Genomic DNA, 22,220 nt, shown 5'->3' with positions numbered 1-22,220 from the left:
TCCAGAGCCCACCCCATGCCCCTCGCCCTCGACCGCAGCAGCCTCGAACGGACCTTCCTCGACGCGCACACCACCCACACCTTCACCGACCAGCCGGTCGACGAGGCCACGCTGCGCGCGCTGGTCGACCTGTGCCGCTGGGGCCCGACGTCGATGAACTGCCAGCCGATGCGGCTGGTCTTCGTCGCCAGCGCCGAGGCCAAGGCGCGCCTGAAGCCCGCGCTGTCGGCGGGCAACGTCGACAAGACGATGAAGGCCCCGGTGACCGCCATCGTGGCCATGGACACGCGCTTCCACGAGCACCTGCCCACGCAGTTCCCGGCGATGGCCACGGCGCGCGAGATGTTCAGCGGCAACCCGACGCTCAGCGCCGACACGGCGATGCGCAACAGCAGCCTGCAGGGTGCCTACCTGATCGTCGCCGCGCGCATGCTGGGCCTGGCCGCCGGGCCGATGAGCGGCTTCAATGCCGACGCGCTGAACGAGGCCTTCTTCCCCGACGGCCGGTTCAAGGTCAACTTCCTCGTCAACCTGGGCCTGGCGGCCCCGGGCGGCCACCACCCGCGCGGGCCGCGCCTGTCGTTCGACGAGGTGGCGAGCATCGTCTGACGGCCCCGGCCACGCAGCGTCCACCGACTCCCCATGCGCCTTGCCGACCTGCGCCACCGCCTGCGTGCCCTGGGTGCCAAGCCCGTGCACGAGCAGCGCGTGCTGCGCCAGTGGGCCCACGCGCTGCCGCCCGAGGCCGGCAAGCGCCGGCCCGAGCACTTCCTGCCGCTGGCGCTGCGCGAGGCGTTGCCGGCGCTGACGGCCGAGCTGGACGCGCTGGCCACGCTGCGCTCGCAGCACCCCGGCGAAGACGGCTCGGCGCGGCTGCTGGTTGCGCTGGCCGATGGCCAGACGGTGGAGAGCGTGCTGCTGCCGCGCGGCGGCCTGTGCGTGTCCACCCAGGTGGGCTGCGCGGTGGGCTGCGTGTTCTGCATGACGGGGCAGGGTGGCCTGCTGCGGCAGCTGAGCGCCGGCGAGATCGTCGCGCAGGTGGTGCTGGCGCGTCGGCTGCGCGCGGTGACCAAGGTGGTGTTCATGGGCATGGGCGAGCCGGCGCACAACCTCGACGCGGTGCTCGAGGCCATCGAGCTGCTGGGCACCGCCGGCGGCATCGGCCACAAGAGCCTGGTGTTCTCCACCGTCGGTGACCGCCGGGCGTTCGAGCGACTGCCGCAGGGCCGCGTCAAGCCGGCGCTGGCCCTGTCGCTGCACGCCACCGACCCGGCGCTGCGCGCCCGGCTGCTGCCGCGGGCGCCCGACATCGCGCCCGACGAGCTGGTGGCGCTGGGCCTGCAGTACGCGCGTTCCACGGGTTATCCGCTGCAGGTGCAGTGGACGCTGATCGACGGTGTCAACGACAGCGACGCCGAGCTCGACGGCATCGTGCGGCTGTTCGCCCACCAGGGCGCGGTGATGAACATGATCCCGTACAACACGGTCGACGGGCTGGGCTTCCAGCGCCCGTCCTGGGAGCGCGCGGCCGAGATCGCCCGCCACCTGCACCGGCGCGGCGTGCTCACCAAGCTGCGCCAGTCGGCCGGGCAGGACGTGGAGGGCGCCTGCGGCCAGTTGCGCGCGCGAGAGGCCCCGCCGCGCGAGCGACGGGTCGTCGTGCACCCCGTGCTGCGCTGATCGCCGCAGGCCCGGTCTTTCGCCGGTTCATGGGCGCCCCCAGGCCGGCTGACGCCGGCCGCCCCCCGCGGGGGTCAAGGAAACTTGGGGCGGCCCGGCGTTTCCTTGTGAGGTGACGCAAGGCTTCTGCCGGCGTCTCGCTGAAACCCCACTTGCGGCCGACCAACCGCCTCCGCTACGCTGCCCCGGACACTGCCCGTCCTTGCCCCGATTGCCGCCCCGATGACCCAGCCCAAGCTCATCCTCGACCACATCTTCGACCACGAGGCCGAGCGCGCTGGCGAGGTCTTCCTGACCCAGCCCATCGGCGGCGGCCGCGTGGTTGAGTTCACCTGGGCGCAGGCGCTCGACCAGTCGCGCCGCCTGGCCGCTCACCTGCGCAGCCGTGGCTTCGAGCCGGGCTTCCGTGTCGGCATCCTGTCGAAGAACTGCGCGCATTTCCTGCTGGCCGAACTGGCCATCTGGATGGCCGGCGGCACCACGGTGGCCATCTTCCCCACCGAGCAGGCCGACACCGTGCGCTACGTGCTCGAGCACAGCGGCGCCAGCCTGCTGTTCGTCGGCAAGCTCGACCTGTGGCCGCAGCAGTCGGCTGGGGTGCCGGCCGGGCTGCCGTGCATCGCCTTGCCGCTGGCCCCGCCCACCGCCTTCGACACCTGGGACGCCATCGCCGCCCGCACCGAGCCGCTGCGCGGCCGCCCCGAGCGCCGCGGCGACGACCTGGCCATGCTCATCTACACCTCGGGCTCCACCGGCCAGCCCAAGGGCGTGATGCACAGCTTCGAGCGCATCACCCGCGCCAGCGTGGGCATCTCGGCCACGATCCGCCAATTGCTGGGCGACGGCCCGACCACGCCGCTGCGCACAATGTCGTACCTGCCGCTGGCGCACAGCTTCGAGCGGGCCTGGATCGAATGCGCGTCGTGGGTCGATGGCCGCGTGCACCTGTTCTTCACCGAATCGCTGGACACCTTCGTCACCGACATCCAGCGCGCGCGGCCCACCATCTTCATCTCGGTGCCGCGGCTGTGGCTCAAGTTCCAGCAGGGAGTGTTCGCGAAGATGCCGCCGGCCCGGCTCGAGCTGCTGCTGCGCCTGCCCATCGTCGGCCGGCTGGTCGGCCGCAAGGTGCTGGCCGGGCTGGGGCTGGACCAGGTGCGCCTGGCCGGCAGCGGCTCGGCGCCGATCCCGGCCGAGCTGATCGACTGGTACCGGCGCCTGGGCCTGAACCTGATCGAAGGCTATGGCATGACCGAGGACTTCGCCTACTCGCACAACTCCACCCCCACGGCCAACGCGCCCGGCCATGTCGGCGTGCCCATGCCCGGCGTGCAGGTGCGCCTGAGCGAGGGCGGCGAGGTGCTGATCAAGTCGCCCGGCCAACTGGTGGGCTATTACGAGCGCCCGGACCTCGACGCCGAGAGCTTCACCGACGACGGCTTCTTCCGCACCGGCGACCGCGGCGAGCTGCGGGCCGACGGGTTGCTCAAGCTCACCGGCCGCGTGAAGGAACTGTTCAAGACCGCCAAGGGCGAGTACGTGGCCCCGGCGCCGATCGAGAACCGGCTGAACGCCCACCCGATGGTCGAGATGTCGATGGTCTCGGGCGTGGGCCAGCCGGCACCGTATGCGCTGCTGGTGCTGGCCGAAGACCTGCGGCCCCGCCAGGCCGACCCGGCCGTGCGCGCGCAGGTCGAGGCCGAACTGGGCCGCCTGCTGCAGGACGTGAACCGCACGCTGGTCGCGCACGAGCGGCTGTGCAAGCTGGTCGTCGCGCGCGAGCCCTGGTCGATCGAGAACGGCTGCCTGACGCCGACAATGAAGATCAAGCGCGGCCGCATCGAGGCCGTCGTCGAGCCCGCCGTGGACACCTGGTACCGGGGCGACGACCGGGTGGTCTGGCAATGACCCCCGGCGCCCGCCGAACGAAAGCCCGCCCTTGACCGTTTCCCCCGACCGGCCTGTGGCCACCCCCCACGGCGGCGACCGCGTGGCGGCCTCGCTGCAGGCCCACGGCGTGCGCTGCCTGTACACGCTGTGCGGCGGCCACATCTCGCCCATCCTGGCGGCGGCCAAGGCGCGCGGCATCCGCATCGTCGACGTGCGCGACGAGGCCACCGCGGTGTTCGCCGCCGACGCCAGCGCGCGCCTGACCGGCATCCCCGGCGTGGCCGCGGTCACGGCCGGGCCGGGCATCACCAACACCATCACCGCGCTGAAGAACGCGCAGCTGGCGCAGTCGCCGGTGGTGCTGATCGGCGGCGCGGCGCCCACCGCGCTGCAGGGCCGCGGCGCGCTGCAGGACATCGACCAGCGGCCGCTGGTGGCGCCGCACGTCAAGCGCTTCATCAAGGTGCGGCGCGTGCGCGAGCTGGGTCCGGCGGTGGACGAGGCCTTCGCGCTGGCGCTGGACGGCGTGCCCGGGCCGGTTTTCATCGAATGCCCGATCGACGTGCTGTACGACGAGGCGCTGATCCGCGGCTGGTATGCCGACGCCGCGGGCAAGGGCAGCACGCTGCCCGACCGCGCGCTGCGCTGGTACCTGAACCGCCATGCCGAGCGCATGTTCGCTGGCAGCCATGGGCCGATCGCACCGCAGGTGCGCGCGGTGGCGTTGCCGCAGGCGTCCGACGGCAGCGTGCAGGCCGCCCGCGCCGCGCTGGCCAAGGCCGAGCGGCCGCTGATGGTCATCGGCAGCCAGGCGGTGGTGCGCGCGGCCGATGCGCAGCGCGTGGCCGAGGCCGTGGCGCGGCTGGGCGTGCCGGTGTACCTGTCGGGCATGGCGCGCGGACTGCTGGGTCGCCAGCACCCGCTGCAGATGCGCCACCAGCGTCGCCACGCGCTGCGCGAGGCCGACTGCGTGCTGCTGGCCGGCGTGCCCTGCGACTTCCGGCTCGACTACGGCAAGCACGTGCGCCGCAGCGCCACGCTGATCGCCGCCAACCGCAGCGCCAAGGACGCGCGGCTGAACCGCCGCCCCGACGTGACCGCCATCGGCGACGCCGGCGACTTTCTCCAGCGGCTGTCGGCCGACGCCCGCCCGGCCGCCGGCTGGACGGCCTGGGCCGACCAGCTGCGACAGCGTGATGCCGAGCGCGAGCGCGAGATCGATGCCCAGGCTGCGCGCCGCGGCGAGCACGTCAACCCGGTGGCGCTGTTCCGCACGCTCGAGCAGGTGGCCGGCGACCACGCCGTGCTGGTGGCCGACGGCGGCGATGTGGTGGCCACCGCGTCCTACGTGATGCGCCCGCGCGGGCCGCTCACCTGGCTCGACCCCGGTGCCTTCGGCACGCTGGGGGTGGGCGGGGGCTTCGCGCTGGGCGTGGCCACCAGCCGGCCCGACGCCGAGGTGTGGATCGTCTACGGCGACGGCGCCTGCGGCTACAGCCTGGTGGAGTTCGACAGCTTCGTGCGCCACGGCCTGCCGGTGATCGCCATCGTCGGCAACGACGCCGGCTGGACACAGATCGCCCGCGAGCAGGTGAAGATGCTGCACGACGACGTCGGCACCGTGCTGGCCCGCAGTGCCTATCACGACGTGGCAGCGGCCTTCGGCGCCGAAGGCATCGAGGTGCGCACGCTGGCCGAGCTGCCCGCCGCCCTGGCCCGGGCCCGCGCCGTGGCCGCCGGCGGCAAGCCGGTGCTGGTGAACGTGTGGCTCGACCCGACCGAGTTCCGCGAAGGCTCGATCTCGATGTAGCCGCCGCGGCCGCCGCGCCGGCCACCCCGGGGCGGGGTGGCCGTGTTTGCGTCAGGCCGTCGGCAGCTTGTGGCTCTTGAAGGCGTCGCGCAGCTTGTTCTTCTGCATCTTGCCGGTGGCGCCCAGCGGGATGGCGTCGACGAAGACCACGTCGTCGGGCATCCACCACTTGGCGATCTTGCCCTCGTAGAAGGCCAGCAGCTCGTCGCGGGTGAGGTCGGTGCCGGGCTTCTTCATCACCACCAGCAGCGGGCGCTCGTCCCACTTCGGGTGGAAGGCGGCGATGCAGGCGGCCATCGCCACCTTGGGGTGGGCCATTGCGATGTTCTCGAGGTCGATCGAGCCGATCCACTCGCCGCCGGACTTGATCACGTCCTTGCTGCGGTCGGTGATCTGCATGAAGCCGTCGGGGTCGATCATCGAGACGTCGCCGGTGGGGAACCAGCCGCGGCCATCGGCATCGGGGATCAGCGGGTCGCCACCCTCGGCCTTGAAGTACTGGTTGACGATCCACGGGCCGCGCACCAGCAGTTCGCCGGTGGCCTTGCCGTCCCAGGGCAATTCGTGGCCGGCCGCGTCGACGATCTTCATGTCGACGCCGAACACGGCACGGCCCTGCTTGGCCTGGATGGCGCGCTGGCCGGCGGCGTCGAGCGCGTCGTGCACCGGCTTGAGCGTGCACACCGTGCCCAGCGGGCTCATCTCGGTCATGCCCCAGGCATGCAGCACGTGCACGCCGTAGGTCTCCTGGAAGGTCTTCATCATCGCCGGCGGGCAGGCCGAGCCGCCGATCACGGTGCGGCGCATGGTGCTGAACTTCAGGCCATTGGCCTCGGTGTAGCCCAGCAGTCCCTGCCACACCGTGGGCACACCGGCGGACACGGTGACCTTCTCGCCCTCGAACAGCTCATACAGCGACTTGCCGTCCAGCCCGGCACCGGGGAACACCATCTTGGCGCCGACCATGCACGCCACGTACGGCAGGCCCCAGGCGTTGACGTGGAACATCGGCACCACCGGCAGGATCACGTCGCGTGACGAGCAGTTCAGGCTGTCGGGCAGCGCCGCCGCAAAGGTGTGCAGCATCGTCGAGCGGTGGCTGTACAGCACGCCCTTGGGGTTGCCCGTGGTGCCGCTGGTGTAGCACAGCGACGAGGCCGAGTTCTCGTCGAACTGCGGCCACACGAAGCGGTCGTCCTGCGCCTCGAGCAGGTCTTCGTAGCACAGCAGGTTGGGGATCTTGCTGGCCGCCGGCATGTGCGCGCGGTCTGTCATCAGCACGAAATGCTTGATCGTGGCCACCCGCGAGGCCACGGCCTCGACCAGCGGCAGGAAGGTGAGGTCGAAGCACAGCACCTGGTCTTCGGCGTGGTCGGCGATGTAGACCACCTGGTCGGGGTGCAGGCGCGGGTTCAGCGTGTGCAGCACGGCGCCGGTGCCCGAGACGGCGTAGTACAGCTCCATGTGGCGGTAGGTGTTCCAGGCCAGCGTGCCGACGCGCTGGCCGGGGGTCACGCCCAAGGCCTGCATCGCCTTGGCCATGCGGCGCGAGCGCACGGCGAGGTCGCGGAAGCTGCAGCGGTGGATGTCGCCCTCGACGCGACGCGTCACGATCTGCTGCTCGGCGTGGTGTCGCTCGGCGTGCACCAGCAGCGACGAGATCAGCAGCGGCTGCTGCATCATTTGGCCGTTCATGGGGGTCTCCTGGAAGGGTCTGTCCGGGGCTCGGTGGCCCTGTGTCTGCGGACTGTGCCACAGGCCCGCTCACGGCCGGGGCACACTGGCGACAGCCGCTGGCGCCAGGGGGCCCGGCCCCTGGCGATGCCCCTGCGCGGGTGAAGCCTCGGCACGCGCCACGGGCTCGGGCATCGATGCCCGGTCGCAGGCGTCGAGCCCAGCGCCCACGCCAGCGCGCCGGGCTCCCATCACACCCCGCGCCTGCCTCCCCCGCGTTTGCGGTGGGTGCGCAGTATTCCGCGCAATGTGCAGCATAAATGACCTGCAGCAATCATTTATGATTTACACATGATCACAAAAGCCATCGTCGGGGCGGAACCGGGGCGCACCGCAGCGGTACAGGGCACGCGGCCCGCCTGGTGGAAGGCCCTCCGCGAGACCTGGGAGGCCCCGCCGATGTCGGTGGCCCGGGTCGGTGTCCAGCACCTCATCCTGCACGCCAGCGATGTCGAGATCGTCCGAACTGCCTTGGGGGGCGTTGGCGCGAGCCTGGGCCTGAGCTTCGAACTGGACCGTTCCGACGGCGAGATCGTGCTCCTCGATGCCGATGTGATGACGCACATGTCGCCACAGTTGGTGGCCGCCTTCAAGGAAGGCCGGCCCACGGTCCTCGTCTGCGGCCTGCGCGCCGGACGAGGCCTGTCACCCGCCGCCAGGGTGGCGCAGGTGCGGCAGCAGTTGCGTCGCCAGTTGAGCCGCGTCTCAGTCGTGCGTGAGCGGTCGCCGAGGCGTGCCGCGGCACGGCGGGCCCCCGGCGTGGTCGACCTGCCCCGAGCGGACCAGGGGTCGACGGCGCGCCGCACAAGCCACCCGGGCCACGAGGCCCATGTCGATGCGCTGCGGGGGGCATCGGGCGCGGGCCCGCTGGTCGACAGGCTGGCCCAGGGCGAAGGTCAGGTGCTTCAACGCGCCGCGCAGGGCTGGCGACACCTGGACGCACCACCACTCCTGGCGACCTATGGCTCCGACGCCCACCTGCGGTTCGATTTCCGCACGCGGCAGGCGCTGTGCGATCCGAAGGCGATGCAGTTCCTGTGCGCGCAGCACGAAGTGCCTCAACCGGCCGCCCACGTGTGGCCCGGTGCCGACGCCTGCGTGCACCCGCTCGACCTGGCGATCTGGCACCTGGGCATTGCGGGCGCCGGGCATCCGCTGGACGGCGCGCCCGACGACTGGTGGAACCTGCCGTGGCGGGCCTGCGCCGTGGCGGTGACCACGGCGGAGCGGTGCACGCGCGTGCCCAGCCACCTCGACATCGTGCGCCGGCTTGCCGCCGGACCGGTGACCCCCGCCAGCTTGCGCTGCCAGGGACAGGTCAGTGCCACCGACCTGCGCCGGGTGCTGCAGGCGTGCCTGATGCTGGGCCTGGCGACCTGGGTGACCCCAGGCGCGGCGGCCGGGCCGGCCTGAGGCCATGGCGATGACCGGAGGCGAGCCATCGCAGGCGCGGCCTGCCGAGCCCGGCGCTCCGTCGGGCCCGCCGATCGGCGTGTTCATCGTCGTCGGCGATCAGCCGATCTTTCGTCGCGGCCTGCAGTCGACCATCGCCGACGAGGTGGATCTCGTGAGCCTCGGCGAAGCCGAGGGCGCCGCCGAAGCGCTCGAGCGCATCGCCCTGTCGAGGCCGGACGTGGTGGTGCTCGACGCGGCGTCGCTGGTCTCCGCCGACGTGACCGTGCTGGAGTCCTCGCTGCAGCAGATGTCGCGGGTGCGGTGCGTGCGGCTGGTCTCGCGGCAGGTTGCGCCGGACGAGCCCGACGAGCCCGGCGACGGGGCGTCGGGCGTGTCGTGCGTCGTCAGTCGCGCCGCATCGGCGGCGCAACTCGTCGACACCATCCGCCGGGTGCACCGTGAGCCCCGCCGGGGCGACGGGTTGCCGCTGCGGCACCGCGCGGCGCGCCGGGGCGCCCGGCCGGTGGGCCACGATCTCACGCCCCGCGAGCGCCATCTGCTGGCACTGATGTCGGAAGGCCTCAGCAATCGGGACATCGCGGCCCGGTTGGGCCTGGCGGTGCCGACGGTGAAGGGCCACGTGCAGAACATCCTGGCCAAGCTGTGCGTCGACAACCGCACCAGCGCCGTGCTGGTCGCCCTTCGCCACCAGCTCGTCGAGCGACCGTGAGGGTCTGTTCGCCACGCGCCGGCGCGGGCAGCGGTTGGGTGCGGGCCCGGTGCGGCGGTGGCGTGCGGCGGCGTGGCTCAGGGACTGCCAGGCCCCGGACTCACGTGCCGGCGGCGCCCCGGTCGGGCTGCGGCGTGCCGTGCACCACGAAGTGCCGACGCCAGCCGACCGGCCGCGTCAGGCCCGCCACCTCGGCCCCCACGGGCAGGCGCCAGGCCGGCTCGGGCAGCACCTGCACCGTCCAGTCGGTGTCGCCGAAGAAGCGGAAGACCACGCGGTCGGGCTCGACCAGGCGCAGGCCGGCAAAGCTGCCGGTGGTGTAGGCCGCGCCCAGCCGGGCGCTGTCCAGCAGGTGCCACTGGCGGTCGAAGAGGTGGATCGACAGCGCGTCTTCGTAGGGCGTGTCGTGGGTCAGCAGCAGCAGGTGCCAGCCGTCCGATGCGACCGCGGCCTCGAGCAGCGCGCCGTCGACCTGCAGGCCCGAGGGCACGCCGGGGCCGGCGATCTGGCAGACGGCGGGGGTGTCGTCGCCCCGGTCGTCGACGCGGCGGGCGCTCAGGCCCTCAGTGAGGTGCAGCGGCACGGCCGACCCGGCGGCTACCAGAAGAAGTCGACGCCGAAGGCGGCCAGCGCGCCGCCGACAAAGGCGCCCACGGTGACGCACACCGGCGCACCCGGGCCGCACATCAGGCCGGCGGCCGCGCCGCCGAGGATGCCGCCGCCGATGCCGGCGCCGGTGACAGCGGCCTCGCGGCCGGCAGCGGCCAGCTTGTCGTCGGCGGTGGCCACGCTGTAGATCGACAGGCCGATCGACAGCACCAGCAGCCCGCGCCCCAGTCGGGACAGCCGTGCCACCTTGGCCGACACGGTGGGGTCGGCCTTGCCGGCCGAGCGCACGATGGCGGCGTAGACCTCGTCCTTCTGGGCCGCGGTGAGGGTGTTGAAGTCGATGTTCTTGCCGAACAGCTCTTGCGCCTTGCGCGCGATCATCTCGTTGAGCGTGCGGCCCTGGCGCTTGATCTGCTCGGCCTTGGCGCGGCCCACGGACGTGGTCCAGTCGCGGATCACCTGCATGATCACGTTGCGCGTTTCGTTGGCCTGCGTGGCCGCCTCGGCCCAGGTCAGGCGGCCGGCCAGGGCCTGGGCGCGCAGGTCGTCGGCCATCGCGCGGGTCTGGCGCATGTAGGCCTGGCGGGCGGCCTGGTCGATGGTGAGGTGGGCACCGGCGTTGGCGATCTGCGCCTCGAGCGCCTGCACCGCGCTCTCGAACAACGCCCGGTCGTCGCGCAGCGTGCCCGTGCCGCCCGGCGCAGGGCTGCGCGCGAGGCACATCGTGCCGTTGTCGAACCAGGCATCGCTGCGGTCGCTGCCGATGGGGGAGGGGCGTTGGGATCCGGCCATGGGATGTACCGTGAATCGGGTGGTGGCCATTGTGGCCGCAGCGCACCGGTCCGCCAACGGCCGCCGCGGCGTGCGTGGCGCGAACCCGGTCACAAGACCTTGCGCGCGAAGTGACGGGTGGCGCCGGCGCCTGGCCTCAACGCCGGCGGCGCCGCGGCCCGGCGCGTCAGGGCCCCTCGCCCTGCGGCCCCACCGGCGATCGCCGCGGGCCGCCACCCTGTGCTGCGCCGCCCTGCGCCACCCAGTCGACCAGAGCGTCCAGCACCGGCCGGGCGCGGCCGGCCTGATCGTGGTTGACCATCGCCGCCAGGATCCACCAGCGGCCTTGCGCGTCGGGCACGTAGCCGGCCAGAGCCACCACGTTGCGCAGCGTGCCGGTCTTCAGGCGGGCGCGGCCGGCGGCGGGGCTGCCTTTCAGGCGTTCGGCCAGCGTGCCGTCCACGCCGGGCACCGGCAGGCTCATCGTCAGCTCGCTGGCCCAGCGGCCGGCGCGGGCGGCGGCCAGCACCGCGGCCATCTGGTGTGGCGAGATGCGTTCGCTGCGCGACAGGCCCGAGCCGTTGTCCAGCACCAGCCCGGCGGTGGCGATGCGCTGTTCGTCGAACCAGCGGAGCACCTCGCGCGCGGCCAGTTCGGCCGTGCTGCGGTCGGGCTCGGCGGCCATCGCGGGCACGCCGAGCTGCAGGTACAGCAGCCGCGTCCAGGCGTTGTCGGAGGTCTTGTTCAGGTGCCGCAGCAGCTCGCCCCAGGGGCGCGACGGGCGGCGCACCAGCACCCGCGCGGCCGCGGGCCCGGGCTCGGCGCGCACCTTGCCCTGCCAGGTGCCGCCCAGGCCCTGCCATAGCCAGCGCAGGTGGCGCTCGGCGAGCTGGTCGCGGTCGATCAGCTGCAGCGCCTCGCGGCGCACGCAGCCCGCGGGGAAGCCGCTGCGCAAGGTCAGGCGCAAGGTGCCGTCGGCGTCGGTGGCCTGCTCGGCCGGGGTAAGCCAGTCCTCGTCCCACTGGCGGCAGGGGCGCGTGCTGGGCGTCATGCGGCTGGTGTCGATGCGCACGCCGGGCAAGGGCGGCACCAGGCGGGCGCGCACGGTGCCGTCGGCGGCCGTCGAATCCAGCTCGAAGCCCATCAGGCTTTCGGTCAGGTGCAGCGCATCGGGGATCACGTTGTAGCGCGACTCGGGCCACTCGTCGAACGGCGGCACGCCCAGGTCGAGGCGGGCGGGGCGGAACAGCGAGCGATCGAGCACGATGTCGCCGGCGATCTCGCGCACGCCCTGCCAGCGCAGCTCGGACAGCAGCGCCCAGAGTTGCGGCAGGCCCAGTTCGGGGTCGGCGCCGCCGCGCAGCACCAGGTCGCCCCGCAGCACGTCGCCCTGCACGGGCGCCGCGCTCAGCAGTTCGGTGAAGCCGCGGTGGTTGGGCCCCAGCCGGTCCAGCGCCACGGCGGTGGTCACCACCTTCATCGTCGAGCCCGGCTGCATTGCGCGGTCGGCCTGCCAGGCCAGCCGTGCCCGACCGCGGCCCACCGGCCGCACCACCACGGCCAGGGCCTCGTCCGGCAGGTCGGCGGCGCGCAGCGCCTGCTGCACCGGCGCGGGCAGCGGGCCGGCCCGCACCGCCGTCGACGCGGCGCACAGGCACAGCAGGGCGGCGATCAGTCCGCGCCCGGCACGGCCGCGTGTCGACGTGGGGCACCTCACTGGAGTACCTTCGTGCTTCGCACTCCGGTATTCGCCCTTGGGGCGGCCCGGCGGGCTCATTGGTGCACCCTACGGCCTGCGGCCGGTCCCGCCAGGCGGGAATGAGCCCCTTCGGGCGGCCGGGCGGGGCTCATGCAGCGGCCTCGCGCCGAAAGCCCGCCGAGGCCTGCATCAGCTGGCGCGTGTAGTCGGCACGCACGCGGTGCCCGGCCAGGTCGGCGGCCGACAGGTGCTCGACCTGCCGGCCGCGGTGCATCACCACCAGGCGCTCGCACAGGTGCGTGACCACGGCCAGGTCGTGGCTGACCATCAGGTAGGCCAGGCCGCGCCGTGCGCGCAGGGCTTCCAGCAGGTTCAGCACCTCGGCCTGCACCGACGCGTCGAGTGCCGAGGTGGGCTCGTCGAGCAGCAGCACCTGCGGCTCGAGGATCAGCGCCCGCGCGATGGCCACGCGCTGGCGCTGCCCGCCCGACAGCTGGTGCGGGTAGCGGAAGCGGAAGCCGCCGCCCAGTCCCACGTCGTCGAGCGCGCGCTCGATGCGCGCCTCGGCATCGCCCAGGCCGTGGATGGCCAGCGGTTCGGCCAGCAGGTGGTCCACCGTCTGCCGCGGGTGCAGAGAGCCATACGGGTCCTGGAAGACCATCTGCACCGCACGCCGGTAGGCCTTGCTGCCCGGCACCGGCGGCACGGACGTGCCGGTGAGCGCCACGCGGCCGGCGGCCAGCGGCGCCAGCCCGCACAGCGCCCGCAGCACGGTGGACTTGCCCGAGCCCGATTCGCCGACGATGCCCAGGCTGTCGCCCGGTGCCAGGTCGAGCGAGGCATCGTCGACCGCGACGAAGCCGTCGTAGACCACGCGCAGGTGCTCGGCGCGCAGGCCGAGGGCGGGCACGGCAACGGCGGCCGCGGGGTGGCCGGCCTTGCCCGTCACGCCGCCGGTCACGAGGCCCACTCCGGTCGACGGTCCAGCGTGGGCAGCGGGTGGCGCGGCGCGCCCAGCCGGGGCAGGCAGTCGAGCAGGCCCAGCGTGTAGGGGTGGCGGGCCTCGTGCAGCCGGCCCGACGCCACTTCCTCGACCACGCGGCCGGCGTACATCACCAGCACGCGGTCGCAGAACGAGCTGACCAGCCGCAGGTCGTGCGAGATGAAGATCAGCCCCATGCCCCGGCCGGCCACCAGGCCGTCGAGGATGCGCAGCACCTCGAGCTGCACCGTCACGTCCAGGGCCGAGGTGGGCTCGTCGGCGATCAGCAGCTCGGGCCCGGCGATCAGCATCATTGCGATCATCGCCCGCTGGCCCATGCCGCCCGACACCTCGTGCGGGTACAGCGCGGCCACGCGCGCGGGGTCGTCGATCTGCACGTCGGCCAGCGCCGCCAGCGTGCGTTCGCGCCGCTGGGCGCGGCCTAGGCGCTGGTGGGCGGGCTGGTGCATGCGCAGCGTCTCGGCGATCTGTGCGCCGATGGTCATCACCGGGTTGAGCGAGAACTTGGGGTCCTGCAGCACCATCGCGATGCGGCTGCCGCGCAGCGCGCGCCGCTGCGCCGGCGGACAGCCCAGCAGGTCGATGCCGTCGAAGCGCAGCGTGCGGGCGCTGACGCGGCCGCCCGGCGCGGTGAGCCCCAGGATGGCCCGACCGGTCTGGCTCTTGCCCGAGCCCGATTCGCCGACGATGCCGAGCCGCTCGCGCCCCAGCGTGAACGACACGCCGCGCACCACCTCGGCCAGGCCCCCTTCGCGCAGTGGGTAGGCCACGCGCAGATCGTCGACGGTGAGCAGGGGCGGCATCGGCGGGGTGTCTTGGCAGTGCTGCGCATTAGACAACGGCTGGCGGGTGGGGTGCCGGCTACAGCGCCGCAGCGTGCTGGCGCGTGTATCACGCACCAGCCTGCGGGGCGCGCACTTCGCGCGCTACGTTGGCAGCAGGCGCTCCAGCAGCCGTGCCACATGCACGGCCTCGCGCTGGGCGCCGTCGGCGATCTGGTGGCGGCAGCTCGTGCCGTCGGCCACCACCACCGCATCGGGTGCCTGGCGTATCGCCGGCAGCAAGGACGCCTCGGCCATCTGCATCGACACCGCCTGGTGCCGGGCCTCGTAGCCGAAGGCGCCGGCCATGCCGCAGCAACTGCTCTCGATCAGCTGTGGCTTGGCCCCGGGGATCAGCTTCAGCACCTCGATCACCGGGCTGATGGCGCCGAAGGCCTTCTGGTGGCAGTGGCCGTGCACCAGCAGCGGCTGGCCGAGCGGCTTGAAGGCGAGAGTGAATCGACCGGCCTTGGCTTCGCGGGCAATGAACTCCTCGAACATCAACGCTTGGCCGGCCACGACCTCGGCCGGCTCGCCCAGGCCCATCGCCAGCGCTTCGTCGCGCAGCGTGAGCAGGCAGCTGGGCTCGAGCCCCACCACCGCCACGCCGGCCGCGGCCAGCGGGTGCAGGGCCTGCACCAGCGCGCCCAGGCTCGCCTTCGCTTCGTCCACCATGCCGCTGGCCAGGTGGGTGCGGCCGCAGCAGTGGTGGCCGCCGCCCTTGGCCGGCGCATGCAGTCGGTAGCCTGCGGCCTGCAGCACGCGCGCCGCGGCCAGCGCGTTCTCGGTTTCGAAGCCGCCGTTGAAGGTGTCGACGAAGAGCACCGCCACCTTCTCGCCGGCGCGCGCGGCGGCCAGCGCCTCGTCCTGCGACACGAAGGGCGTGGCCGGCCCCTGGCGCCAGAAGGTGTCGCGGCGCCAGGCCGGCAGGCTGCGGCCGGCGGCGATGCCGAGCCAGCGTTCGCCGAGCTTGCGCGCCAGCGGGCTGCGATTGCGAAGGTTCAGCAACCGCGCGGTGCCGGGCAGCGCGGCCACCGCATGCACCATAGCCGGCAGGCCGGCCATCAGGCGGTCTCTCACGGTGTGGCCATGGCGGCGCTTGTAGTGCGCGGTGAACTCGATCTTCATCCGCGCCATGTCCACGCCGGTGGGGCACTCGCGCTTGCAGCCCTTGCAGCCGACGCACAGGTCCATGGTCTCGGCCATGGCCTCGCTGGTGAATGCTTCGGTGCCGAGTTGACCCGACAGCGCCAGCCGCAAGGTGTTGGCGCGACCGCGGGTGGAATGCTGCTCGTCGCGGGTGACGCGGTAGCTGGGGCACATGGTGCCGGCGTCGAACTTGCGGCAGGTGCCGTTGTTGTTGCACATCTCCACCGCCTTGGCCAGGCCGCCGGTGGTGTCGCCGCCGGTGCCGGGCGCGGTGGCCACTTCAGTGACCGGATCGGCCTGCACGTTCCAGGCCGACCAGTCGAGCACGGGCTTCAGCGCGATGCGGCGATAGGGCCGCGGCGAGCCCGCGGGCGCGAAGCGGAACAGTGCGCCGTCGTCCATGCGCGGTGCATCGATGATCTTGCCGGGGTTGAACAGGTTGGCCGGGTCCATCTCGCGCTTGATGGCGCGCAGCGCGTCGTCGAGGGCCGGGCCGAACTGCCAGCGGATCCACTCGCCGCGACACAGGCCGTCGCCATGCTCGCCCGAGTAGGCGCCCTTGAACTTGCGCACCAGCGCGGCGGCCTCGTCGGCGATGGCGCGCATCTTGGCGGCGCCCCCCTGAGGTCCATCCACCCGCATGTCCAGGATGGGCCGCACGTGCAGCGTGCCCACCGACGCATGGGCGTACCAGGTGCCACGCGTGCCATGGCGGGCGAACACCTCGGTCAGCGCATCGGTGTACTCGGCCAGGTGCTGCAAGGGCACCGCGCAGTCCTCGATGAAACTGACTGGCTTGCCGTCGCCCTTCAGGCTCATCATGATGTTCAGGCCCGCCTTGCGCACCTCCCACAGCGCCTTCTGCGGCGCCTCGTCGGGCATCTCTACCACCGAGCCGGGCAGGCCCAGGTCGCCCATCAGCGCCACCAGGTCGCGCAGTTTTCGTGTCAGCACCGCCGGGTCGTCGCCGGCGAACTCGACCAGCAGGATGGCTTCGGGTCGACCGATCAGCGCCGTCTCGATGGTCGGGCGGAACGCCGGGTTGGCCAGGCTCAGCTCGATCATCGTGCGGTCCACCAGTTCCACCGCGGTGGGGCCGAGCTTGACGATGTGCTGCGCCGAGTCCATCGCCCGGTGGAAGCTCTCGAAGTTGACGACGCCCAGCACCTTGGCCCGCGGCAGCGGCGCCAGCTGCAGCGTGAGGCTGCGGGTGAAGGCCAGCGTGCCCTCTGCGCCCACCAGCAGGTGGGCCAGGTTGACGTGGCCGTCGGCGGTGTAGGGCCGCTCGCTCTGCGGGTGGAAGATGTCGAGGTTGTAGCCGGCCACGCGTCGCAGCACCTTGGGCCAGTGCGCCTCGATCTCGGCGCGGTGGCGCTCGGCCAGGCTGCGCACCACGTCGGCAATGGCCGCGGCCCGACCGCGCAGGCCGGCCACCGGGCCGAACCGGCACAGCTCGCCGTCGGCCAGCCAGGCCTGTGCGCCCAGCACGTTGTGCACCATGTTGCCGTAGGCGATGGAGCGCGACCCGCAGGAGTTGTTGCCCGCCATGCCGCCCAGCGTGGCCTGCGCGCTGGTGGACACGTCCACCGGGAACCACAGGCCGTGCGGCTTGAGCTGCGCATTGAGGTGGTCGAGCACCAGGCCGGGCTCGACGGTGGCGGTGCGCTGCCCGACGTTCACGTCCAGCATGCGGCGCAGGTGCTTGCTGTTGTCGATCACCAGCGCGGCGCCGGTGGTCTGGCCGCACTGGCTGGTGCCGCCGCCGCGGGCCAGCACCGGCACCTTCAGGCCACGGGCGATGGCCAGGGCGGTCTCGACGTCCTCGGGGCAGGTCGGCACGAACACGCCCACCGGCAGGATCTGGTAGATCGACGCATCGGTGGCGTAACGTCCACGCGACGCGTCATCGAACAGCACCTCGCCGCGAGTCTCGCGGCGCAGTTGCTGCGCCAGTTGCGCGCAGACCTCGTTGGGCGGCAGGCGGGTGTGCGGGTGCTCGGCGGCCGCGGTGTCGGTCATGCCGACTCCTTGCGCCGGCGGCCGCGCAGCGCGGGTGCCTCGGCGGCCTGCATCACGGCCAGCACCGCGTCGCGCTTGTGCATCAGGTGCTGCTGCAGCACCTGGCGCAAGGCCGCGCCATCTCGTGCGGCGAGGGCCTTGATCATCTCGTCGTGCTCCTCGACGGCCCGTCGCCATTTGGCGTCGTCCTGGTTGGTGCGAAAGCGCAGCGACTGCACGCGTGCGTTCACCGAGCGATAGGTATTCGCCAGCACCGGGTTGGCGGCGGCCTCGTTGATGGCAGCGTGGATCTGCGCATTGAGCCGGTAGTAGCCCGACAGGTCGCGCCGCGCGTGGCAGGCCAGCATCTCGAAGTGCTTGGCGCGCAGCTCGGCCAGTTGCGCGTCGGTGATGCGCTGGGCCGCCAGTTCGCCGGACATGCCCTCCAACATGGCCAGCAGCTCGAAGCTGTGGCGCACGTCGGCCTCGTCGAGCTTGACGGCCACCGCGCCGCGGTTGGGCAGCAGGTCGACCAGCCCCTCGGTGGCCAGCATCTTGATGGCCTCGCGCAGCGGCGTGCGCGAGACGTTGAGCGCGGCCGCCAGTTCGCGCTCGTTGAGCTTGGCGCCGGGCACGATCTGGCCTTCGACCAGCATGGTGCGCAGCCGGGCCGCCGCCTGCTGGTGCAGGCCGGTGGGCGGCAGGGGGATGATGTCGGCCATGGTATGCGGGTTCGTTCTCGTCATTTTGCATGCAAAAGCAGACTGGGTACAACAACGATCTTCAGGGAAAACCACCACGACGTGGCACACTTTGCATGCAAAACTCACCGCAACGAGGACCCGCCATGCTGACGCTCGACCACCACCCCACCGGCCGCCACTTCCTGCAGATCCCCGGGCCCAGCCCGGTGCCCGACCGCATCCTGCGCGCGATGAGCCTGCCCACCATCGACCACCGCGGGCCGGAGTTCGGCGCGCTGGGCCTGCAGGTGATCGCCGGCCTGCAGCAGATCTTCAAGACCCGGCACCCGGTGGCCATCTACCCGGCGTCGGGCACCGGCGCCTGGGAGGCGGCGCTGGTCAACACGCTGAGCCCGGGCGATGCGGTGCTGATGTTCGAGACCGGCCACTTCGCCACGCTGTGGCAGAAGATGGCGCTCAAGCTGGGCCTGGCGCCCGAGTTCCTGTCGGTGCCCGGCACCGACGCCGAGACCGGCCTGCCCAACGGCTGGCGCCACGGCGTGCGGGCCGACCTGATCGAGCAGCGCCTGCGCGCCGACGCCGGCCATGCCATCAAGGCGGTGTGCGTGGTGCACAACGAAACGTCCACCGGCGTCACCTCCGACATCGCCGCGGTGCGGCGTGCCATCGACGCGGCCGGCCACCCGGCGCTGCTGCTGGTGGACACCATCTCGGGCCTGGCCAGCGCCGACTACCGGCACGACGACTGGGGCGTGGACGTCACCGTCAGCGGCTCGCAGAAGGGCCTGATGCTGCCGCCGGGCATCAGCTTCAATGCCCTGTCGCCCCGCGCGCTGGAGGCGTCGAAGGGCGCGACGCTGCCGCGCAGCTTCTGGGCCTGGGACGAGATCGTCGAGATGAACAAGACGGGCTACTGGCCCTACACGCCCAGCACCAACCTGCTGTACGCGCTGCACGAGTCGCTGGCCATGCTGCAGGCCGAAGGCCTGGACCAGGTCTTCGCCCGCCACCGCCGCTGGGCCGCCGGCGTGCGCGCCGCGGTGCGGGCCTGGGGCCTGCCGATCCAGTGCGCCGACCCGGCCCTGCACTCGCCGGTGCTCACCGGCGTGATCACCCCGCCGGGCGTGGACGCCGACGCGCTGCGCAAGCTCATCCACCAGCGCTTCGACCTGTCGCTGGGCACGGGCCTGGGCAAGGTGAAGGGCCGCATGTTCCGCATCGGCCACCTGGGCGACAGCAACGACCTGACGCTGCTGGCCACGCTGGCCGGTTGCGAGATGGGCCTGAAGCTCGCTGGCGTGCCGCTGCAGGGCAGTGGCGTGCAGGCCGCGATGGCGCATTTCGCCGACACGCCTGCCTGCGGCTGAGCCACGAGCCCGCCGCAGCCCCATCTCACCGACACGTCAGACCACAACACCCCGGCACCGCCACGGAGACACCCCATGCAACGTCGCACCCTCGTCCATGCCGCCGGCGCCGCGCTGGCTTCGATCGCCGTGCCTTCGGTGCAGGCCCAGGCGCCATGGCCCATCGGACCGGTGCGCATCGTGGTCGGCTTCCCGCCGGGCGGTGGCACCGATGCGCTAGCCCGCGTGGTGGCGCAGAAGCTCACCACGCTGTGGGGCCAGCAGGTGATCGTCGAGACCAAGGCCGGTGCCGCCGGCCTGCTGGCCGCCGAGTACGTGGCGCAGCAGGCCAGCGATGGCAGCACGCTGCTGATGGCGCACATCAACAGCCACGCGCTGGGGCCGGCGCTGCAGCCGGGCAAGCTGCGCTACAACGTCGAACGCGATTTCGTGCCCATCGTGATGGTGGGCGTCACGCCCAACCTGCTGGTGGCGCACCCGGGCGCACCCAGCAAGTCGGTGAAGGACGTGGTGGCGGCCTGCAAGGCCGAGCCGGGCAAGATCGCCTTCGGCTCGGCGGGCCTGGGCTCGGCCCAGCACCTGGCGCTGGAGATGTTCAAGCAGGCCGCGCAGGTCGATGCCCTGCACGTGCCCTACAAGGGCAGCGGCCCCGCCCTCACCGACCTGATGGGCGGCCAGATCCAGTACTGCTTCGAGACCATGACCTCGGCCACGCCGCACGTGAAGAACGGCAAGATCATCGCGGTGGCGCAGACCCGCGCCAAGCGCGCCAAGGGCCATCCCACGGTGCCGACGATGCAGGAGCAGGGCTTCGACGGCTTCGAGGCCACCACCTGGTATGGCCTGGTCGGCCCGGGCAAGCTGCCGGCGGCCATCGCCGACCGCATCAACCGCGACACGAATACCGTGCTGGCGATGCCCGACGTGCAGGAGCGGCTCGAGACCTACGGCGCCGAAGACGGCGGCGGCACGCGCGAGAAGTTCGCAAAGTTCATCCAGGACGAGCAGGTGAAGTGGGCCCGCGTGGTGAAGGACGGCAACGTCAAGGTCGAGATGTAGGCCACCACCGCTCCTCGACTGCAGCCCACACCACGGAGACATGCCCATGAAACGCCCCCTCGCCGCCCTGCTGGCGCTGGCCTGTGCCGCGCTGGCCCAGGCCCAGCCCTGCCCCGACAAGAACCTGATGTACTGGCAGGCCTTCCCGCCCGGCGGCGAATCCGACCTGTCGGCGCGCCACCAGCAGGTGGTGCTGCGCAAGAAGTGCCCGGGCATCGAGACGGTGATCCAGTACAAGGCAGGTGCGGGCGGCGGCCTGATGTGGAGCACGATGAACACGCTGCCGGGCGACGGCCACACCGTCGTCGGTGTCAACCTGCCGCACCTGGTGCTGCAGCCGATGGAAGGCAACGTGCAGTACAAGACCGACGACGTGTCGCCGGTGTTCTGGTACCACTACACGCCCGACGCGCTGGTGGTGCCCGAGTCCAGTCCGCTGAAGAGCTTTGCCGATTTCGTGAAGACGGCCAAGGCCCAGCCGATGAAGCTCAACCTCGGCGGCTCGGGCCTGAATTCGGCCAACCACGCCGCGCACGAGCGCCTGAACACTGCTTTCGGCGTCAAGACGACCTACGTGCCGTACAAGGGCACCGGCGACATGACGATGGCCGTGCTGGGTGGTCACGTCGATGCGGGCATGACCTACACCGCCTTTGCCATCAACAACAAGGGCAAGGTGCGCGCGCTGGCCGTGGCCATGGAACAGCGCCACCCACTGCTGCCCGACGTGCCCACCTTCAAGGAACTGGGCGTCGACTGGGTCGACGGTGCCTACCGCGGCGTGGGCGTGCCCAAGTCGACCCCACCGGAACAGCGCAAGCGCCTGTCCGACCTGTTCGCCGCGATCAACGCCGACCCCGAGATGAAGGAACTCGCCGCCAAGAGCGGATTCGAGATGGTCAACGTCGGCCTCGACCGCATGGACGCCTTCATGAAGGAACGCGCCAAGGTCTACACCGAGGTGGGCAGGCAGATGGGGCTGGGGGCCAAGTAGGCAGGCCGGCCGGGCCGGGCCTGCGCTCGCCGGCGCCAGCCCGGTCGATCGGTGCCGCGCGCGGGCATCGGCCCGCGCCGTTCACGACCAGTTCACCGCGGCCGAGAACATGTAGCCCGCGCCGTAGACCGTCTTGATGATCTTCGGGTTCTGCGGGTCGCTCTCGAGCTTGCGGCGCAGGCGCGAGATGCGCACGTCGATGCTGCGATCGAGCGGCGACAGGTCGTGCTGGCCCATCAGCTGTTCGCGCGTGAGGATCTGGTGCGGGCGTTCGACGAAGGCCCGCAGCACCTGGGTCTCGGCCGTGCCCAGCAGGTGCTCGGTGCCGTCGGCGGCGCGCAGGATGTTGGCCGAGCAATCGAGCGTCCAGCCACTGAAGGCCGCGTGGCGCCGCGCCGGTGCCGAGGCCACGGCACCGCCCGCACCGCGCCGACGCAGGATGCTGCGCGCGCGGGCGACCAGCTCGCGCGGCTCGAAGGGCTTGACCATGTAGTCGTCGCCGCCGAGTTCGAGGCCCATCACCCGGTCCACCGTGTGGGCCCGGCCGGTGAGGATCAGCACGCCGCAGTTCGACAGCGTGGCGATCTGCCGCACCAGGTCGATGCCGTCCATGTCGGGCAGGCCCAGGTCGACGATGCACAGCTCGGGCCGCTGCGTGGCCAGGCGCCGCAAGGCTGCGCCACCGCCACGGAAGGATTCGACCGCGAAGCCGAATTCCTGCAGCGCGCTGCTGACCAGGCGGGCGACGGCGGCGTCGTCCTCGATGACGAACACCAGGGCGGCGGGGGCGGTGGGCGTCATGGTGTG

The 22,220-nt window shown here is 72.2% G+C and carries 18 protein-coding genes; 9 read left to right on the top strand and 9 right to left on the bottom strand.

Annotation, left to right across the window (positions count from 1 at the left end):
• The first annotated feature begins 15 nt into the window (after positions 1-15).
• The 4 genes from EOINJALH_RS08970 (at position 16) to EOINJALH_RS08955 (ending at position 5,380) form a co-directional block, all read left to right on the top strand.
• Entirely contained in the window at positions 16-609 is a 594-nt protein-coding gene (locus EOINJALH_RS08970; protein ID WP_088280010.1) for a malonic semialdehyde reductase, read from the top strand.
• A gap of 33 nt (positions 610-642) precedes the next feature.
• Positions 643-1,680 (top strand): RNA methyltransferase, encoded by a 1,038-nt coding sequence (locus EOINJALH_RS08965; RefSeq protein WP_088280009.1) that lies wholly within the window; start codon positions 643-645, stop codon positions 1,678-1,680.
• A 222-nt stretch (positions 1,681-1,902) separates the two neighbouring features.
• Positions 1,903-3,588, top strand: coding sequence for an AMP-binding protein (locus tag EOINJALH_RS08960; protein WP_088280008.1), 1,686 nt, complete (start codon positions 1,903-1,905; stop codon positions 3,586-3,588).
• A 31-nt stretch (positions 3,589-3,619) separates the two neighbouring features.
• Positions 3,620-5,380: a thiamine pyrophosphate-binding protein gene (locus tag EOINJALH_RS08955; RefSeq protein ID WP_234413734.1), complete on the top strand. Its 1,761-nt coding sequence runs from the start codon at positions 3,620-3,622 to the stop codon at positions 5,378-5,380.
• Between the two features lie 51 nt (positions 5,381-5,431).
• On the opposite strand, the gene EOINJALH_RS08950 is transcribed toward EOINJALH_RS08955, so the two are convergent.
• Positions 5,432-7,075 carry a 3-(methylthio)propionyl-CoA ligase gene (locus EOINJALH_RS08950; protein ID WP_088280006.1) on the bottom strand — a complete coding sequence of 548 codons (1,644 nt, stop codon included), beginning with the start codon at positions 7,073-7,075 and terminating at the stop codon, positions 5,432-5,434.
• A 330-nt stretch (positions 7,076-7,405) separates the two neighbouring features.
• On the opposite strand from EOINJALH_RS08950, the gene EOINJALH_RS08945 reads away from it, so the two are divergent.
• Both EOINJALH_RS08945 and EOINJALH_RS08940 read left to right on the top strand, forming a co-directional pair.
• Positions 7,406-8,527, top strand: coding sequence for a hypothetical protein (locus tag EOINJALH_RS08945; RefSeq protein ID WP_088280005.1), 1,122 nt, complete (start codon positions 7,406-7,408; stop codon positions 8,525-8,527).
• Between the two features lie 10 nt (positions 8,528-8,537).
• Complete coding sequence (locus EOINJALH_RS08940; RefSeq protein ID WP_158219703.1) at positions 8,538-9,239, top strand: response regulator transcription factor; 702 nt, start codon at positions 8,538-8,540, stop codon at positions 9,237-9,239.
• A gap of 100 nt (positions 9,240-9,339) precedes the next feature.
• Here EOINJALH_RS08940 and EOINJALH_RS08935 read toward each other — a convergent pair whose 3' ends face one another.
• The 7 genes from EOINJALH_RS08935 to EOINJALH_RS08905 all read right to left on the bottom strand — a co-directional run bounded on the left by EOINJALH_RS08935 (position 9,340) and on the right by EOINJALH_RS08905 (position 18,011).
• Entirely contained in the window at positions 9,340-9,822 is a 483-nt protein-coding gene (locus EOINJALH_RS08935) for a hypothetical protein (protein WP_088280003.1), read from the bottom strand.
• Between the two features lie 14 nt (positions 9,823-9,836).
• Complete coding sequence (locus EOINJALH_RS08930) at positions 9,837-10,640, bottom strand: hypothetical protein (protein WP_234413733.1); 804 nt, start codon at positions 10,638-10,640, stop codon at positions 9,837-9,839.
• A gap of 166 nt (positions 10,641-10,806) precedes the next feature.
• On the bottom strand, positions 10,807-12,336 hold the full coding sequence (gene dacB / locus EOINJALH_RS08925; protein ID WP_158219702.1) for a D-alanyl-D-alanine carboxypeptidase/D-alanyl-D-alanine-endopeptidase: 1,530 nt from the start codon (positions 12,334-12,336) through the stop codon (positions 10,807-10,809).
• 130 nt (positions 12,337-12,466) lie between these two features.
• Complete coding sequence (locus EOINJALH_RS08920) at positions 12,467-13,228, bottom strand: ABC transporter ATP-binding protein (protein ID WP_199873241.1); 762 nt, start codon at positions 13,226-13,228, stop codon at positions 12,467-12,469.
• 47 nt (positions 13,229-13,275) lie between these two features.
• Positions 13,276-14,124: an ABC transporter ATP-binding protein gene (locus EOINJALH_RS08915; protein ID WP_088280001.1), complete on the bottom strand. Its 849-nt coding sequence runs from the start codon at positions 14,122-14,124 to the stop codon at positions 13,276-13,278.
• A gap of 123 nt (positions 14,125-14,247) precedes the next feature.
• Positions 14,248-17,310 (bottom strand): FAD-binding and (Fe-S)-binding domain-containing protein, encoded by a 3,063-nt coding sequence (locus EOINJALH_RS08910; protein WP_088280000.1) that lies wholly within the window; start codon positions 17,308-17,310, stop codon positions 14,248-14,250.
• Entirely contained in the window at positions 17,307-18,011 is a 705-nt protein-coding gene (locus EOINJALH_RS08905) for a GntR family transcriptional regulator (RefSeq protein WP_088279999.1), read from the bottom strand. The genes EOINJALH_RS08910 and EOINJALH_RS08905 overlap by 4 nt, the downstream gene beginning before the upstream one ends.
• Positions 18,012-18,136: 125 nt before the next feature.
• Between EOINJALH_RS08905 and EOINJALH_RS08900 the strand changes: the two genes are divergently transcribed.
• From EOINJALH_RS08900 to EOINJALH_RS08890, 3 genes are all read left to right on the top strand, one after another.
• Positions 18,137-19,360, top strand: coding sequence for an alanine--glyoxylate aminotransferase family protein (locus EOINJALH_RS08900; RefSeq protein ID WP_088279998.1), 1,224 nt, complete (start codon positions 18,137-18,139; stop codon positions 19,358-19,360).
• A gap of 75 nt (positions 19,361-19,435) precedes the next feature.
• Positions 19,436-20,419, top strand: coding sequence for a tripartite tricarboxylate transporter substrate binding protein (locus tag EOINJALH_RS08895; RefSeq protein ID WP_088279997.1), 984 nt, complete (start codon positions 19,436-19,438; stop codon positions 20,417-20,419).
• A 46-nt stretch (positions 20,420-20,465) separates the two neighbouring features.
• Positions 20,466-21,413, top strand: a complete 948-nt coding sequence (locus tag EOINJALH_RS08890; protein WP_088280012.1) for a tripartite tricarboxylate transporter substrate binding protein — start codon at positions 20,466-20,468, stop codon at positions 21,411-21,413.
• A gap of 81 nt (positions 21,414-21,494) precedes the next feature.
• Here EOINJALH_RS08890 and EOINJALH_RS08885 read toward each other — a convergent pair whose 3' ends face one another.
• Entirely contained in the window at positions 21,495-22,214 is a 720-nt protein-coding gene (locus EOINJALH_RS08885) for a response regulator transcription factor (RefSeq protein ID WP_088280011.1), read from the bottom strand.
• Positions 22,215-22,220: the final 6 nt, after the last annotated feature.

Origin of the sequence: Ideonella sp. A 288 (genome assembly GCF_002198735.1) — a bacterium.
Lineage (GTDB): Bacteria > Pseudomonadota > Gammaproteobacteria > Burkholderiales > Burkholderiaceae_C > Pseudaquabacterium.
This window is presented reverse-complemented; position numbering and strand designations above follow the sequence as displayed.

Bases quoted from the DNA above. Each gene is read 5' to 3' on its own strand.
- EOINJALH_RS08915 (WP_088280001.1), bottom strand. From the start codon at position 14,124: ATGCCGCCCCTGCTCACCGTCGACGATCTGCGCGTGGCCTACCCACTG.
- EOINJALH_RS08950 (WP_088280006.1), bottom strand. From the start codon at position 7,075: ATGAACGGCCAAATGATGCAGCAGCCGCTGCTGATCTCGTCGCTGCTG.
- EOINJALH_RS08905 (WP_088279999.1), bottom strand. From the start codon at position 18,011: ATGGCCGACATCATCCCCCTGCCGCCCACCGGCCTGCACCAGCAGGCG.
- EOINJALH_RS08960 (WP_088280008.1), top strand. From the start codon at position 1,903: ATGACCCAGCCCAAGCTCATCCTCGACCACATCTTCGACCACGAGGCC.
- EOINJALH_RS08930 (WP_234413733.1), bottom strand. From the start codon at position 10,640: ATGGCCGGATCCCAACGCCCCTCCCCCATCGGCAGCGACCGCAGCGAT.
- EOINJALH_RS08940 (WP_158219703.1), top strand. From the start codon at position 8,538: ATGACCGGAGGCGAGCCATCGCAGGCGCGGCCTGCCGAGCCCGGCGCT.
- EOINJALH_RS08895 (WP_088279997.1), top strand. From the start codon at position 19,436: ATGCAACGTCGCACCCTCGTCCATGCCGCCGGCGCCGCGCTGGCTTCG.
- EOINJALH_RS08900 (WP_088279998.1), top strand. From the start codon at position 18,137: ATGCTGACGCTCGACCACCACCCCACCGGCCGCCACTTCCTGCAGATC.
- EOINJALH_RS08890 (WP_088280012.1), top strand. From the start codon at position 20,466: ATGAAACGCCCCCTCGCCGCCCTGCTGGCGCTGGCCTGTGCCGCGCTG.
- EOINJALH_RS08945 (WP_088280005.1), top strand. From the start codon at position 7,406: ATGATCACAAAAGCCATCGTCGGGGCGGAACCGGGGCGCACCGCAGCG.
- EOINJALH_RS08970 (WP_088280010.1), top strand. From the start codon at position 16: ATGCCCCTCGCCCTCGACCGCAGCAGCCTCGAACGGACCTTCCTCGAC.
- EOINJALH_RS08885 (WP_088280011.1), bottom strand. From the start codon at position 22,214: ATGACGCCCACCGCCCCCGCCGCCCTGGTGTTCGTCATCGAGGACGAC.
- EOINJALH_RS08965 (WP_088280009.1), top strand. From the start codon at position 643: ATGCGCCTTGCCGACCTGCGCCACCGCCTGCGTGCCCTGGGTGCCAAG.
- EOINJALH_RS08910 (WP_088280000.1), bottom strand. From the start codon at position 17,310: ATGACCGACACCGCGGCCGCCGAGCACCCGCACACCCGCCTGCCGCCC.